This is a genomic window from Mesorhizobium sp. M0140 (assembly GCF_040322475.1).
Taxonomy (GTDB): Bacteria; Pseudomonadota; Alphaproteobacteria; order Rhizobiales; family Rhizobiaceae; genus Mesorhizobium.
The window spans coordinates 34,576-49,638 of record NZ_JAMYTM010000042.1; the positions used below are offsets into that span (position 1 = coordinate 34,576).

Consider the following 15,063-nt stretch of genomic DNA (forward strand, 5'->3'; position numbering starts at 1 on the left):
GGTTAGTCCGAAGGCTGGAGCATATATTCACTGGACATAAGTGTCTAGTGCCGCGCGCGCGCATCGTTTTTCGTCGACCGCCGGCATGCACCGCGCGCTGTCACGTAAGCATCATGTTCGCGCCGTAGACCGCGTTTCGGGGAGGCCTGCGCGGCATCATCGATGTCGCGCCTCGCGGCACATCCGTCACAAAGAGGATTATCCATGAAACACCTGTACCGAACCGCGTCGCTCGGCGTCGCGCTGGCCTTGTTCACCGCCTTGACGCCGGCGCTCGCCGACAGCACCGCGACCGTCGGCGGCCTCGTCAACAAGGGGCTGGTCGGTGTCGGCCGCATCGCGGCCGCTCAGCGCGACAAGTTCGGCGAGACGTTTGGTTCGGGCTCCGGCATGGCGATCGACACATCAGGCTGGACGCATGATGCTGGCGGCTACAAAGGCTCGCTCTGGCTGCTGCCGGACCGCGGCTACAATGTGGTCGGCACGACCGACTACCGGCCGCGCCTCAACACGATCGGCATCGAATTCACGCCGACTGCATTGGGTGCGGCACCTGCTGCCGGCCAGGAGCAGACGGGCGTCAAGGCGACGCTTGCCGACACTATGCTGCTCACCGACGACAAGGGCGCTGATGCCACAGGCCTCGATCCGCTCAACGGCGTGCGCGCGGCAAGCGGCGACATGCCGATCCTGCCGCAAGCCGACAATGGCAAGCTGGCGCTCGACAACGAGGCGATCGTGCGGCTGCCCGATGGTTCGATGTTCATCTCCGACGAATACGGCCCGAACATCTATCGGTTTTCCGCCGACGGGCATCTGCTGTCGGCAACCCAGCCCCCGGCCGCCCTCGTGCCGATGCGCCACGGCACGCCGAACTTCGCCTCGGACAATCCGGGACCCGGTGCCGCCGAGCCCGATCCGAAGGATCCCGAAACCGGCCGCCAGAACAACCAAGGCCTCGAAGGCATGGCAGTGACGCCAGACGGCAAGTTCCTGATCGCCGTGCTGCAGTCGGCGCCCCGGCAGGACGGCGGCGATTCGCCCGCCACGCGCCAGAACACCCGCGCCCTGGTCTACGACGCATCCGACCTCGGCCATCTCAAGCTGGCGCATGAGTATGTCGTGCCGCTGCCGGTGTTCAAGGATGCCAAGGGCAAGACCAAGGTCGCCGCGCAGAGCGAGATCGTGGCACTGTCGGATCAGACCTTCCTGATGCTGGCGCGCGACAGCGGCAACGGCCAGGGCCTGAAGGGCGATGCCTCGCTCTATCGCCAGGTCAACGTCGTCGACCTATCCACCGCGACCGACATCGCCGACAGCGCCTTCGATGCCGCTGACAAGCCGGTCGCCCCCAAGGGCGTCGTCGACCCATCGGTGACACCGGCCAAGCTGACGCCATTCATCGACATCAACGACAGTGCCGAGCTCGGCCGCTTCGGCCTGCACAATGGCGCGCCGAACGACAAGAACAACCTGTCGGAGAAGTGGGAGGCGATGTCGGTGGTTAGCGTGATCGATGCGAAGCTGCCCGACGACTACTTCCTGTTCGTCGCCAACGACAACGACTTCCTTGCCCAGGACGGTTTCCAGGTTGGCGCGCCCTACAAGGCGGAAGACGGCGCCAATGTCGACACCATGTTCCTGGTCTATCAGGTCACGCTGCCGGGTCTGGCCAAGAAGTAACGACCACTGCACGGACGGGCGCGCTTGGCGCGTCCGCTGGGGCAGCGGCTGATATGAACGGGGGGCAGCGGCTTTCAGCCGTGCGGCGCGTTCGCAAGGGTGCATCTCGGTCCCGCCTGCGATATCATCGTGGACTGGATCCCAAATCACCATCTGCCGAGCTGCCCGCCATGGACGAAAAAATGCCCGCGCGCCGGCGCACCGGCGACCTGACCAGCGGCCCGATCCCGCGCACGCTTCTGCTGTTCGCCTTGCCGGTGCTCGGCTCCAACGTGCTGCAGTCGCTCAACGGATCGATCAACGCCGTCTGGGTCGGCCGTTTCCTCGGCGAATCGGCGCTGACCGCCACCTCCAACGCCAACCTCGTCCTGTTCCTGATCCTCGGCACTGTGTTTGGCATCGGCATGGCGGCCACCATTCTGGTGGCCCAGTCGGTCGGTGCCCGCGACCTGCCCGAGGCGCGCCGCATCGTCGGCACCAGCGCGACGTTCTTCTTCCTCGTCTCGGTTATCTTCGCGGTCTGCGGCTGGATCTGGGTCGACGCCATTCTCAACACGCTCGGCACACCGGCCGATGCCTTGCCGCTGGCCCGGTCCTATCTGCGCATCATCTTCGTCGCCGTGCCGATGATGAACCTTCTGTCCTTCGTCATGACCGTGCTGCGCGGTGCCGGCGATTCACGCACGCCCTTCTTCTTCATGGCTCTGGCCGTCGTCCTCGACATCGTGCTCAACCCATTGCTCATCCGCGGCATCGGGCCGTTTCCCGAGCTCGGTATCGCAGGCTCCGCCACGTCGACGCTGATCGGCCAGACGGTAAGCGTGATCGCCATCCTGATCGTGCTCTATGTGCGCAAGCATCCGCTGCGGCTGGCCGGCGCCAACCTCGCTCTGCTGCGGCCCGATCCCACCTTGCTTCGCATCGTCGTCTTCAAGGGCGTGCCGATGGGTCTGCAGATGATTGTCATCTCCGCGGCTGCATTGACAGTGATGGGCATGGTCAACTCCAACGGCTCGCAGGTCGCCGCCGCTTACGGCATCGCCGCCCAGCTGTGGACCTATATCCAGATGCCGGCGCTCGCCATCGGCGCCGCGGTGTCCTCGATGGCGGCGCAAAATGTCGGCGCCGGGCGCTGGGACCGGATCGGCCGCATCGCCGCCTCCGGTGTAGGCTTCAACCTGGTCCTGACCGGCGCGCTGGTTGCCGTGCTGTCGGTTTTCGACCGTTCGGTGCTGAGCCTGTTCCTGAGCAGCGACAGCGCGGCGATCGACATCGCCGTCCACATCAACAATGTCGCCTCGTGGTCGTTCATTCTGTTCGGCATAACCATCGTGCTGTTTGCCACCGTAAGAGCCACGGGTGCCGTGATGCCGCCGCTGATCATCCTGGTCATTTCGGTGCTGATCGTGCGCACCGGCTTTGCCTATTTCATGCGTGGCGTGATCGGCGAGGAAGCGCTGTGGTGGAGTTTCCCGGCCGGTTCAATCAGCTCGCTTATACTGGCCTCTGCCTACTACCGTTTCGGCCGCTGGCGCACCACGCACATGATCGAGAACAGGCCGGCCGCCGGCGAGCCGCCGGACACCGGTCTTGGCGTGCCGCGCGGACGCGCGCATCTTTCGCCTGAAACACCGAACGGCTGAAGCCAACCCGGTTCCGCTGGACAGCTCCAGGGCTCAACGCCCGTGTTGTTTCAGCTCAAAAGCCAGTGCCACCAACGCAAACGCCAGGATCACGCAGGCGAACGCCAGGCTGGCGGCGATGGGACTGGCATAGGTCGAAACGATGCCGATGCCGATGACGGGCAAGGCGTTGCCGACAAAGCAGCAGATGAAGAAGCTGGACACCACTTCGGCGCGACGAGCCTTCGGCGCGATCTCGTTCACCACTTGCAGCCCGCCACGGTAACCAAGCGCCGCCGCAACGCCGCAACAGGCCGTCGCAGCAACCATCAGTGCCATCGAGGCCAGTGTCTGCGCCGCCACCACCAACGAGACGCTTGGGATCATCAATGCCAGCGCAGCCAGCATCGCTTTGTTGCTCTTCATGTGCATCAGAACGACAATGCTGATCGCGGTGACGATCGCCAGTTCGAACAACAGCGCGCCGGCGACGGCGTGGTTGGTCACATGCAGCTGCTGCGCCAGGATGCTCGGCGCCAACGCGGCGTAGAACCCGACCAGCGCCATCGCGCCGAAGCCGGTCACCGCCGGCGCGACGAAGCGCGCACGGATTTCCTCCGGGACGGAAAGTTGCGGCCGCAAGGAAAGCCGCCGCAGGCCGCCCGGCTTCGCCACCGTTTCGCGAGTGCGCCAGACCAGGATCGTTACCACCAAAAGTGCTGCCAGATAGACGATGAAGATCAGCCGCAACGGCCATGGCTCATATTCAGCCAGAAGTCCCGAAATCAGTGCGCCGAAGCCGAGGCCGAGGAAATTGGTGCTGGTGGCGATCACACTGGCGCGCGACTTGTCCGCGCCGGGAAGAAGCTCGGCAATCCACGCAGTTCCGGTCCCCGCGCCGACGCCGATGCCAAGCCCGCTCAGGATGCGGGCGACGTCGAGCGAGACGACGTTTCCGGCAAACAGGAAGACAAGCGCACTGACGATGGCGACAAGCATCGCCGCCAGGCTCGCGGGCCGGCGCCCGACGACATCGGACACCCCGCCGAACATCACCAATGCCGCCAGATTGCCGACGACATACACGGCGTAGATCAGCGTCAGGGTGATTTGTGAAAAGCCGAATTGCTGCTTGTACACGATATAGAGCGGCGTCAGCACCGTGCTGCCGGCAAACAGCACCGCAATCATCGCGGCGACGGTGGGGATTGCAAGAGCGTCGCCACCTGCTCCTTCGTGCGTATGCGCAAAATTGCGAATGGCCATGGCCAACCTCGTCACCAATTTCGGGGATCGAGGATTTAACGCGGTTTCATCCACGACGTTCCAGCCGACAGGGAGGCTCCTGACAGCACCGTGGACATTGCTTGAGCGGGATATCTGCCGGCTGAACAGGCTCGGATCGGGGCCAGCGGCTCCGATCCGTCATCTATCGCTCAACCGGTCGGCCTCACCTGCAGGGGAAGCCGGGCGCGATCTTGCACTTGCCGGGGCGCGGCTTGTGCGGCGGGCGATGGTGCGGAGGACGGTGCGGCCTGTGCTGCCAGTGCGGCCGATGCGGCGGGCGCACGATGATGATCGGCGGGCGAACGATCTGGGAGCGTTCGAGATAACCGGCGCTGGCCCAGCCGCTCACGCCGCCGCCGTGGATTCTACACCAGCCCGGCTGGCAGCCGGTGACATTGACCCTGAAGCCGGCGGGCAGCGTTCCCACCCTGGCGTATCCCGCTCCCGGCCCGCTGCGGACGTTGAGGTTGGTCGAGGTGTGGGCGCTGTAGGCGAAGGCCGCGGCCGACGTCCCGAAGACCGCGGCCAGGATGGTCGCGACCACAAGCAGAAAACGAAATCTCATCAGTCCCCTCCATTCGAATCCCAGCCGTACATCTGCTTCGGCCAAGACTGCCCTGCAAGAGGAGCGGCCAAGCCAAGAAAAGTCAACGGTGGGCGGCCGTAATCGTCCTGACCAGCGGGACTGATGCCGGATTTTCCTTGGACATGGTTGAGGAATTCCCCGGTTGCCATTTATTGGCTCCCCAACATCCGCTAGCGTTTACTCTCTCTTTCGACAATTCATCGCGGGCAAAGGTGGGATCCATGGGCAAAGGCAGGGTCGAGGCATTCACCGATGGTGTCGTGGCCATCATCATCACCATCATGGTGCTTGAGTTGAAAGTGCCGCACGGCGAGGACTTCTCCGCCCTGGTGCCGTTGTGGCCGATCTTCTTCTGCTACGTGCTGTCCTTCATCAATGTCGGCATCTACTGGAACAACCTGCACAACATGTTCCACGCCGTGCAGCGGGTCGACGGGCGCGTGCTGTGGGCCAACCTCAATCTGCTGTTCTGGCTGTCGCTGATGCCGGTGACCACAGCCTTCATGGGCGAGAACCACTTTGCGCCGGTGCCGGTCGCGGTCTATGGCACCGACCTCGCGCTATGCGCCATCGCCTACACCATACTCGCCGCCGCGCTGCATCGCCTGCACGGCAATGATACCGCCTTTGCCAAGGCGCTGGGTACTGACCGCAAGGGGAAGCTCTCGCTGGCTGTCTACATCGCAGCCGTCGTGCTGACCTTCGTCAGCCAGTGGATCGGCGTCGCGCTCTATGTGCTGGTCGCGATGATTTGGCTCGTGCCGGATACGCGCTTTGCGCGGGTGATTGAAAAGTAGCTGTCTTCACGCATTTTCAAGGCAAAGCGCTGCACGTCTTTCCCAGAGTTGCGCTACTTGCGCATCGCTTTCAGTTTTTCCGCCACCGATGCGGCGAGGTCTGCATAGCGCTCCTCCAGCCGTTCCGCGGCCTTGATGATCGAGAAATCATGGCCGAACTTTTCCAGCGCCATGCGCAGCTTCTCGACGAACTCGGCTTGTTTCTCCAGGGCGGAAAAGAGCGTCTTCACCTGCGTTTCGCTGATGTCGGGATTGGCCAGCATCTGCGGCACCTCGCGGCCCATCTGGTCGCCAATGGCGGTCTGTTCTTTCAGGATTGCAACCCAGTCCGTCAATCAGGAAATCTCCGTTTGCCCCCAGGGCTAAAGTTTGTTTTGTCCCCAGGGCAAAATCTCTTTTGCGGAGGCAAAGGGCAACATGCGCAGCCTCGACCGCACTGGTCAACCCGACAAGGCGAGCAGAGGCTTGCACCGGCCGGCTCCGGCGCTAAGTTCGGCGCCATCGAACAAGGAACCCATCGCCCATGATCACCGACGCCGAGATCCAGACCGCCCTGCCCGCGCTTGCCCCAGGCAATGCCGCCGTGATCACCGGCGCCGCCAGCGGCATCGGTCTGGCGGCCGCCAAGCGGCTTGCACTGATGGGCATGAAGATCGTGCTGGCCGACATTGGCGGCGCGCGGCTTGACGACGCCTCGCGCGCCGTTTCTGCGATTGCCGGCGACGATGCCGTGCTTGCCGTCGCCGCCGACGTTTCGAAGGCGGATGAGGTGGACCGCCTCGCCGAGAGGGCGTTCGGCGCCTTCGACGGCGTGTCGCTGCTGATGAACAATGCCGGCGTCGGCGACAATCCCGGAAAGCCATGGGAAAACCGCGATGCCTGGAAACGGCTGCTGGACATCAATTTCTGGGGCGTCGTGCATGGCGTGGAGGCCTTCGCGCCGCGAATGCTGGCCTCGGCCGGGCCGGGTTTGATCGTCAACACCGGCTCCAAGCAAGGCATCACCACGCCGCCCGGCAATCTTGCCTACAATGTCTCCAAGGCAGGGGTGAAAACCTTCACCGAGGGCCTGGCGCATGCGTTACGCAACGAACCCGGCGCCCATGTCGCTGCCCATCTGCTGATCCCCGGCTTCACCTTTACCGGCCTGACCGAGGGCGCGACGGAAAAACCGGCCGGCGCCTGGACCGGCGAACAGGTTGTGGATTTCATGCTGGAATCCCTGACCAGAGGCGATTTCTACATCCTGTGCCCGGACAATGAGGCGGCCCGCCCGCTGGATGAAAAGCGCATGGCCTGGGCGATCGGCGACATCATCGAGAACCGCCCAGCCCTGTCCCGCTGGCATCCGGACCACAAGGACAGTTTCGCGGCGTTCATGAAGGACTGATCTTAGGCCGCCTGCTTTTTCGACCCGCGCTTCCTCGTCACAACCTTCTTCGCTGCCATGTCGGCGATCTGTTCGTCATGCCGCTTTGCCGCACGCTCGCATTTGGCGCGGATTTCCTCGACTTCGGATTCGGTCAGATGCTCGATGCCTATGAAGTGGTTGTGGCCCTTGCCGACCCGGATCAGTTCGTCGAGCTTGGCCTGGATCGCCGCGCCGTCGCGGTTCTGAGTGTTCTGGATCAGGAAGACCATCAGGAAGGTGATGATGGTCGTGCCCGTGTTGATGACGAGTTGCCAGGTGTCCGAAAAGCCGAAGAACGGACCGCTCACCGCCCAGACGATGACGATCAGGCAACAGACGGCGAATGTAGGCGGCAGGCCGGCTATGCGGGCGACCCAGTTGGCGACCTTGGTGAAATGCTTTTCCATCTATCGTATCCTCGACGCTGCGGCGCGATGAGAAACAATCAGCGACCGTTTCAGGTTCCCGACGCAAACAAATACGTAAGTGCAATCGAATGCACGCATAAGGAGAATAAGGCAGAAAACACAGCTTATGGGTTCAATGTCACAGTAACCCTGCAGGCAAGAGTGCCTGTTCCTTCCGCTTCACAGCGGTTTACCTCCAGCCCCTTCCGCTGCGCCACCCCCGCATGGCGGAAGGGGTTTCAGTCCGGAGAGCGCGGAGCATGGTTTCCCGAAAGCGCCGACCGGCAGAAAGACGGACGGTCGCTCCACTTTCCCGCAGATTGCTTGGCAGCGCCGGCCTAGGCCTGCTGATGGCCTGTGCGACCGTGAGCGCCAGGGCAGAACCACCAACAGCACCGGCTGCCGAAATGGCGACCGATCCGACTATCACCGGCAGTCTCGAACGGCATTGGACCAACAACGCGCTGGACAGCGACCATGCGGTCAAGGACTGGTACACACTGTTGCGCGGTACGCTGCAGCAGCAATGGGGCGACAACGACGCCAACGCGAAACTCAGCGCGGACTTTCAGGTAACGCATTTCGACAAGACGTCGATCGAGGACGACCGCGGATTGTCGCTGTCGGCCGAGGCCTTCCGCCGGCTCGGCCCGGGTCTCGAACTGAGGGGATCGCTGAGCTATCGCGTCTCCAGCACCGGCGACAATCTGGACATCGGCCCGCTGACGCTGGGTACGCGCGAGTTCAAGCAGGTCTTCGGCGCCCAGACACAACTCGGCATCGACCTCGGCAACGCCACCTCGCTGATCCTCGAGGCCGCCGACAGCTACGAAAAGCTCGGCGCGACGCATTTCCAGGAAGATCTCATCCTGCCGGCGAAGCTGCATGCCGACCGCAATCTCTTCCAGTTGGCGGCTCGGGTCACCCAGACAGTTGGCCAGCTTGCCTTCGGCGCGTCCGCGTCCGCGCTGTTCGCCAGCGTTCAGGAAATCGGTTACCCGCCGCTGTTCCTGTCGTTCAACGCCTACACGCTGCGCGCCGAGGCGGCCTACAAGGCCACTGATGGCTCGACGCTCGGCGTGGCGTTGGGCGCGCAGTTCCTGCGTGGCGCCGACGACATCTACCGGCGCTGGCGCCCAACCTGGCAGGTCACCTTCGGCAAGCCGCTGCCGCACGGCTTCGAGCTGCGCGGCACCTATTTCGGCCGCTACGAAACGTCCGAAACCGACGATCCGCTAGCGTCATGGCTGCAGCGCGCGGAGCTGGAACTCGGCATGAAGGTGCGCGAGAACCTCGGCATCGCGTCCGGCATCTTCTATGAGCTCAAGGACAACCTGCTCTACGAGAACCAGGAGCGCCGCAAAGGCGTCTATGCCGAAGCGACGTACAACACGACCAAATCGATGGCCATTGTCGTTCGCGTCGACGTTTCCGAGACCTTCAAGACCGTGATCGACGAGCGCGAGCACACGGTCGATGCATTTGTGGGCCTGCGGGCGAAGATCTAGCTCATTCCCGCGCTTGACTGGGCAGACCCACAAGCGGAGGCAGGAGGGTGTTGAAGACCCTCCTGCCCACGACACGTGACAGATGATTGCCCGTGATTCTCCTGCTCAGCGGCGGCTGCCGAGCTTGTAGCTGTTGCCGCCAAGGATATTGACGCCGATACCGCTGAGAACGCCGGTAAGGACGTTGGTCTTGTTGCCGTTCAGAATGCCTTGGACGACATTGCCGCTCAGGATGTTGTTGCCACTCAGGATGCCATTGAGCGCGGTCACCTGGCCGACGCCGATGGACGGCGACACATTGATCAGGCTACCCGAGCTACCTCCCCAGCCGCCGGCATAGGCGCCGACAGTCGAGAACGAAACCATAGCAGCGGTGAGTACAAGTGCGAACTTCTTCATGACTTCTCTCCATTGATGCTAGTAGTGTTTTCTTCGACTTCTTACGACTTACCCCCGAACCGAGTAGTGCATTTTGCCGAAACTCTTGCAACTTTGGAGTGTTTCATTTCACGGATACAATCCGTTTTCCATTTCTTAACTTTAATATTTTACGTTAAGAAAATTGGTTACCGTCGAAGTCTTGAGCTGGTCAGACGGCGTCGTTTTCCCAGCGATCGAGGAACGCTTCGATCGGCATTGCCTGCATGTCGGGAACCGCTCTGGCCAGCTTTTCGACCGGCCAGTCCCACCAGGCGAGAGCTTCGATCCGCGCCGCGATATCCGGAGCGAAGCGTGGCCGGAGAGCCTTCGTCGGCACGCCGGCGACGATCGCATAGGACGGCACGTCACGCGTCACCACGGCGTTGGCGCCGATGACGGCACCGTTGCCGACGGCGACCCCAGGCATGATCACCGCGCCGTGGCCGATCCAGACATCATGGCCGATGGTCACCACTTTCGCCTGCCGCCGCTCGCGGAAGGCGGCATCGACGCCCAGCCAACGAAAATACTCGTTCGGCCGGTAGCTGAGCTTGTGCTGGGTCAGCCGCTCTATGGGATGCTCCAGCGCATTGATGCGGCTGTTGGCGGCGATAGAGCAGAATTTGCCGATCGTCGTGTAGATCGCTTCGCAGTGGCGTTCAAAATAGGAGAAGTCGCCGACATTCACCTCGCGCAGCACCACCCGCTCGCCGATCGAGGCATAGCGGCCGAGCTTGCACGCCTTCAGTTCCGCGGTCGGATGAATGCGCGGCTCGGAATCCTTCGGCACAAGACTTTCAGTACGGTCCATGCCGGCGGCTTTACCCCCGAGCGATTGGTCCCGCAAGCGGGACCAATCGTCCGAAGGTCGGCAGCCTGTTACGGCTTGCCTTTGCTCCACACCACGTTCTGACCGTAGAGCGGCACGGTGGTGACCGACATTTTGGCCGAGCCGTTCTGCACCTGGCGCGAATGCGAGAGATAGATCAGCGTCTCGTTGGCCTTGTCGTAGATGCGGTTCACCACCTGTTTCTTCCAGATCAGGCTGATGCCTTGCTTGAACACTTCCTCGCCGCCCTCGCTCATGTCGATGTCACCGATGGTGATCGGACCGGTCTGGCGGCAGGAGATCGAGGAATCGGACGGATCCTCGAACCAGTTGCCCTTGTGCAGGCGATCGATGATGCCGCGATCGAAATAGGAGACATGGCAGGTCACGCCCTCCACTTTCGGATCCTTGATCGCCTCGACGATGATGTCGTTGCCGAGCCAGTCGACGCCGACCTTGCCGACTTCCTCGGCGACCGCGGCACCGGCGCCAAGGACAACGCAGGCGGCCAAGGCGCCGCCGATCAGTTTCCGCCCAATCAGTCCGTGCCCAATCAGTCGTCGCCCAACCAGTCGTCGCAAACTAGCCTCCTGCGGTTCGAGTTGCCGGTCACAGGTGGGGCGAGCAGCCCGGCTTTGCAAGCAGATAGGTCGACACCGCCGCGGTTGCGGCAACGCGGCACTTTGCCTGTGCGAGGCCGAACCGCTAAGACTGTCGCACAGGCGCGGCATTGAGCCGGCGCGGCGATTTCTGCAGACGGACTTTTGATGATGATGCGTTCTATCCTGGTCGGCATTCTCGTCCTGATGGCGGCCGGCATCGGCTGGCTGACCTTCGACTGGTACCGCGGCCACTATGGCGGCGAACCGTTCGGGGCCGCCTTCACCCTGGTCGACCAGAAAGGCACGCCGATCACCGAAGCCGCCTTCAGGGGGCAGCCCAGCGTCGTCTTCTTCGGCTTCACCCATTGCCCCGAGGTCTGCCCGACCACGCTGTTCGAACTGGCCGGCTGGCTGAAGACGCTCGGCGACGACGGCAAGAACCTGCACGCCTATTTCGTCTCGGTCGATCCCGAGCGCGACACGCCGGAAGTGATGAACGCCTATGTCAGCAATTTCTCCGACCGTATCGTCGGCATCACGGGCGCTCCGGACAAGGTCCATGCCATGGCCAAGTCGTTCGGCATCTACTGGAAGAAGGTCGACACCGGCGACGGCGACTACACGATGGACCACACCGCCTCGGTGCTGCTGCTCAACGCCAATGGCGACTTTGCCGGCACCATCGCCTACGGCGAAAGCGCCGATACGGCCATCGCCAAGCTGAAGCGGCTGGCGGCGAAAGGCTGATTACCATTTCATGACCCAGACGCGCCTTTACTTCACCACCGGAAAGACCGAGTCCGTCAGCATTTTTGCGGCGCTTGAGGCAGCCTTCGAGGAAGAAGGGCTGCCGATCGCCGTCCTGGAGGTCGACGAGGACAAGGACATCCACGAAGTGTCGCTCTATGCCGATGGCGACGTCGATGCGGTCGAGACCCGTTTGAAGGACATCCTTGCCGGGCTTGCTTTGTCGAAGCCGATCAAGCGCGAGGCCCTGCCCGACATCGACTGGGTGGCGCATTCGCTGGAAGAGCTGAAGCCGGTGCGTGCCGGCCGTTTCTTCGTCCACGGCGCGCATGACCGCAGGAAACGCCACAGCGGCGAGCTCGCCATCGAGATCGAGGCCGGCCTCGCCTTCGGCACCGGCCACCACGGCACCACCGCCGGCTGCCTGGAAATGCTGGAAAGAGTGGTTCGGCGCGAGCATCCGCGCAATGCGCTCGACCTCGGCACCGGCAGCGCGGTGCTGGCGATCGCCGTCGCCAAGCTGGCGCATATTCCTGTGCTGGCCACCGACATCGATCCGGTGGCGGTGCGGGTGGCTGCCGCCAATGCGCGGCTCAACCACGTCAAGGCACTGGTGGAAACAGCAACCGCGCCTGGCTTTCACCATCCGATCTTCGGCAAGCGCGCGCCCTTCGATCTGATCGTCGCCAACATATTGGCGCGGCCGCTGATGCGGCTGGCGCCGCAAATGGCTGGTCACATCGCACTTGGCGGCTCGGTCGTGCTGTCAGGCATCCTCGAGCGTCAGCGCGACGCCGTCATATCGGCCTATGTCGGCCAGAATTTTCGCCACGTGCGCACCTTGCACCGCGAAGGCTGGGTGACGATCCATCTGAAGCATTGAGGCATGCAGGCCGGCAACGACCGAGCTTGGACCAAGTTCCGCCGATTGTCAGCCAAGCGATGCTGTAGCAGGTTGCGCCCAGCCGGAAATCGATTCCGATTTCCGCGACCGTACGCTACGGTTGCGCTGACCGCAGGAGGCCCACAATGTTCCAGACCTTCGATTCCGCCGGCGACCCGGCCGTCGGTAAACCGCGTGTGGCGTTGCTGCGCCAATGGCTTGAAGCCAACGGGCTGGACGGCTTCATCGTGCCGCGTGCCGACGAGCATCAGGGCGAATATGTCGCCGACCGCTCGGCGCGGCTGAAATGGCTGACTGGCTTCAGCGGCTCGGCCGGTGTCGCCATCGTCCTGCGCGACCGCGCCTTCGTCTTTGTCGACGGGCGCTACACGCTGCAGGTGCGCAGCGAGGTCGATCTCGACGTCTTTTCGATCGAAAGCCTGGTCGACAATCCCCCGGCCGTCTGGCTGAAAGACAATCTTGGCAAGGGCGCACGGCTCGGCTTTGATCCATGGCTGCACACGATCAGCGAGGTCAAGGCGCTGCAGGCTTCGGCCGACAGATCGGGCGCTGTGCTGGTGCCGCTCGACAAGAACCCGATCGACATTATCTGGAAGGATCAGCCCGAGGCGCCGGTGGCTCCCGTCGAGCTTCACCCGATCGGCTTTGCCGGCGAGCTTGCCAAGGACAAGCTGGCGCGGCTGGCGGCGGCGATCGCCAAGGATGGTGCCACCCATGCGGTGCTGACCGACCCCTCCTCCATCGCCTGGGCCTTCAACATCCGTGGCGGCGACGTGCCGCACACGCCGCTGGCGCTCGGCTTCGCCATCCTCGCCGCCGATGGGTCGCACCAGCTTTTCATGGATAAGCGCAAGTTCTCGCGCCAGGTCGCGGCCTACCTCACCCAGCTCGCCGAGCCGCATGAGCCCGGCGAATTCGAAGCGGCGATTGCGGCACTTGCCAAGAGTGGCGCGAAAATCGCGCTCGATCCGGTGCTGGCGGCCGACAGGCTGCGCATGCTGGTCGAGGCCAATGGCGGCACCGTGATCGCCGCAGCCGACCCCGCCCGCATCCCGCGCGCCACCAAGAACCAGGCCGAAATCAACGGCTCGCGCGCCGCGCATCGGCGTGACGGTGCCGCCGTGGCGAAGCTTCTGTGCTGGCTGGAGCGGCAAAAACCCGGATCGCTCGACGAGATATCGGTGGTCACCCGGCTGGAGGAACAGCGCCGGCAGACCGGCGAAGAGACCCAGATGCCGTTGCGCGATGTCTCCTTCGACACCATTTCGGGCGCCGGCCCGAACGGTGCCATCATGCATTACCGCGTGTCGCGCGCCACCAGCCGTAAGCTGCAGGCCGGCGAGCTGTTCCTGCTCGATTCCGGTGCGCAGTATCAGGACGGCACCACCGACATCACGCGCACCGTGCCGATCGGCCAGCCGACGCAGGAGATGCGCGAACGCTTCACCCTGGTGCTGAAAGGCATGATCGGCATTTCCACCTTGCGCTTTCCCGCCGGCACGCGCGGCTCCGAGATCGATGCCGTCGCGCGCATGGCGCTGTGGAAGCACGGTTGCGACTTCGCCCACGGCACCGGCCATGGCGTCGGCTCGTATCTGGCCGTGCATGAAGGGCCGCAGCGTATCGCCCGCACCGGCACCGAAAAGCTGCTCGAAGGCATGATGCTGTCCAACGAGCCGGGCTACTACAAGGAAGGCGCCTACGGCATCCGCATCGAGAACCTGATCCTGGTGACGTCGGCGCAAGAGATCGAGGGCGGCGATATCGCCATGCACGGCTTCGAGACGCTGACGCTGGCGCCGATCGACACAAGACTGGTGCAGTCGGACCTCCTGACGCGCGACGAGTTGCACTGGCTGGACACGTACCATGCGCGCGTGCTGACCGAGATCGGCCCGATGCTCGACGGCGAAACGCTGGCCTGGCTGGAGAAGGCGACAGCGCCGCTGCCGCACGACGCGAAGATTTGAGGTGAGCTTCTTTCTCCCGTTTACGGCAGGACTATCGCGTATGGAATTCTTGAGATGGCTGCCCGGCACGGACCCCCACCCCTAACCCCTCCCCACAAGGGGGAGGGAGACTTCCGTTGGCGCTGACCCAGGAGAATCGCCTGTCTTTTCGGCGCCAAGAAGAATTAAAGGCACGCGGCAGCGTTCCCTCCCCCTTGTGGGGAGGGGTAGTGTGCTGAGAGTTCTGCAAATTCGCTGAGAGAGGGCGGTCATGGCAGGCTGGTGATGTTCAACGTCACCGATTCCCGCGA

At 63.4% G+C, this 15,063-nt stretch carries 15 protein-coding genes; 8 read left to right on the forward strand and 7 right to left on the reverse strand.

Annotated features, from left to right (window positions below; all coding sequences use genetic code 11):
• Window positions 1–204 precede the first annotated feature (204 nt).
• Together NKJ37_RS28690 and NKJ37_RS28695 are read left to right on the forward strand one after the other, a co-directional pair.
• The gene (locus tag NKJ37_RS28690; protein ID WP_352776041.1) at window positions 205–1,683 is read left to right on the forward strand and encodes an esterase-like activity of phytase family protein; all 1,479 of its coding nucleotides are present in this window, start codon (window positions 205–207) and stop codon (window positions 1,681–1,683) included.
• A 170-nt stretch (window positions 1,684–1,853) separates the two neighbouring features.
• Window positions 1,854–3,326, forward strand: a complete 1,473-nt coding sequence (locus NKJ37_RS28695; protein ID WP_502902027.1) for an MATE family efflux transporter — start codon at window positions 1,854–1,856, stop codon at window positions 3,324–3,326.
• A 33-nt stretch (window positions 3,327–3,359) separates the two neighbouring features.
• Here NKJ37_RS28695 and NKJ37_RS28700 read toward each other — a convergent pair whose 3' ends face one another.
• Together NKJ37_RS28700 and NKJ37_RS28705 are read right to left on the reverse strand one after the other, a co-directional pair.
• Window positions 3,360–4,571, reverse strand: a complete 1,212-nt coding sequence (locus tag NKJ37_RS28700) for an MFS transporter (RefSeq protein WP_352776045.1) — start codon at window positions 4,569–4,571, stop codon at window positions 3,360–3,362.
• A 184-nt stretch (window positions 4,572–4,755) separates the two neighbouring features.
• A complete protein-coding gene (locus NKJ37_RS28705; protein ID WP_023813119.1) occupies window positions 4,756–5,157 on the reverse strand; it encodes an SH3 domain-containing protein in 402 nt (133 codons plus the stop codon).
• 242 nt (window positions 5,158–5,399) lie between these two features.
• On the opposite strand from NKJ37_RS28705, the gene NKJ37_RS28710 reads away from it, so the two are divergent.
• Window positions 5,400–5,975, forward strand: a complete 576-nt coding sequence (locus tag NKJ37_RS28710; protein ID WP_127293041.1) for a TMEM175 family protein — start codon at window positions 5,400–5,402, stop codon at window positions 5,973–5,975.
• A 53-nt stretch (window positions 5,976–6,028) separates the two neighbouring features.
• Here the strand turns inward: NKJ37_RS28710 and NKJ37_RS28715 are convergent, their stop codons facing one another.
• A complete protein-coding gene (locus tag NKJ37_RS28715; protein WP_023813121.1) occupies window positions 6,029–6,310 on the reverse strand; it encodes a hypothetical protein in 282 nt (93 codons plus the stop codon).
• Between the two features lie 188 nt (window positions 6,311–6,498).
• Between NKJ37_RS28715 and NKJ37_RS28720 the strand changes: the two genes are divergently transcribed.
• Window positions 6,499–7,365 carry an SDR family NAD(P)-dependent oxidoreductase gene (locus NKJ37_RS28720; RefSeq protein ID WP_128303508.1) on the forward strand — a complete coding sequence of 289 codons (867 nt, stop codon included), beginning with the start codon at window positions 6,499–6,501 and terminating at the stop codon, window positions 7,363–7,365.
• Window positions 7,366–7,367: 2 nt separating this feature from the next.
• Here the strand turns inward: NKJ37_RS28720 and NKJ37_RS28725 are convergent, their stop codons facing one another.
• Window positions 7,368–7,793, reverse strand: a complete 426-nt coding sequence (locus NKJ37_RS28725; RefSeq protein WP_352722485.1) for a low affinity iron permease family protein — start codon at window positions 7,791–7,793, stop codon at window positions 7,368–7,370.
• 407 nt (window positions 7,794–8,200) lie between these two features.
• Between NKJ37_RS28725 and NKJ37_RS28730 the strand changes: the two genes are divergently transcribed.
• A complete protein-coding gene (locus NKJ37_RS28730) occupies window positions 8,201–9,301 on the forward strand; it encodes a hypothetical protein (protein WP_352776047.1) in 1,101 nt (366 codons plus the stop codon).
• A 105-nt stretch (window positions 9,302–9,406) separates the two neighbouring features.
• On the opposite strand, the gene NKJ37_RS28735 is transcribed toward NKJ37_RS28730, so the two are convergent.
• The 3 genes from NKJ37_RS28735 to NKJ37_RS28745 all read right to left on the reverse strand — a co-directional run bounded on the left by NKJ37_RS28735 (window position 9,407) and on the right by NKJ37_RS28745 (window position 11,092).
• Window positions 9,407–9,700, reverse strand: a complete 294-nt coding sequence (locus tag NKJ37_RS28735; protein ID WP_352776049.1) for a hypothetical protein — start codon at window positions 9,698–9,700, stop codon at window positions 9,407–9,409.
• Window positions 9,701–9,890: 190 nt separating this feature from the next.
• Window positions 9,891–10,532, reverse strand: coding sequence for a DapH/DapD/GlmU-related protein (locus tag NKJ37_RS28740; RefSeq protein WP_352551811.1), 642 nt, complete (start codon window positions 10,530–10,532; stop codon window positions 9,891–9,893).
• Window positions 10,533–10,600: 68 nt separating this feature from the next.
• On the reverse strand, window positions 10,601–11,092 hold the full coding sequence (locus NKJ37_RS28745; RefSeq protein WP_352551976.1) for a CreA family protein: 492 nt from the start codon (window positions 11,090–11,092) through the stop codon (window positions 10,601–10,603).
• Between the two features lie 228 nt (window positions 11,093–11,320).
• On the opposite strand from NKJ37_RS28745, the gene NKJ37_RS28750 reads away from it, so the two are divergent.
• From NKJ37_RS28750 to NKJ37_RS28760, 3 genes are all read left to right on the forward strand, one after another.
• A complete protein-coding gene (locus NKJ37_RS28750; RefSeq protein WP_128303538.1) occupies window positions 11,321–11,899 on the forward strand; it encodes an SCO family protein in 579 nt (192 codons plus the stop codon).
• Window positions 11,900–11,909: 10 nt separating this feature from the next.
• A complete protein-coding gene (locus tag NKJ37_RS28755) occupies window positions 11,910–12,782 on the forward strand; it encodes a 50S ribosomal protein L11 methyltransferase (protein WP_352776051.1) in 873 nt (290 codons plus the stop codon).
• A gap of 146 nt (window positions 12,783–12,928) precedes the next feature.
• Entirely contained in the window at window positions 12,929–14,773 is a 1,845-nt protein-coding gene (locus NKJ37_RS28760) for an aminopeptidase P family protein (RefSeq protein WP_352776053.1), read from the forward strand.
• The last annotated feature ends 290 nt before the right edge of the window (window positions 14,774–15,063 follow it).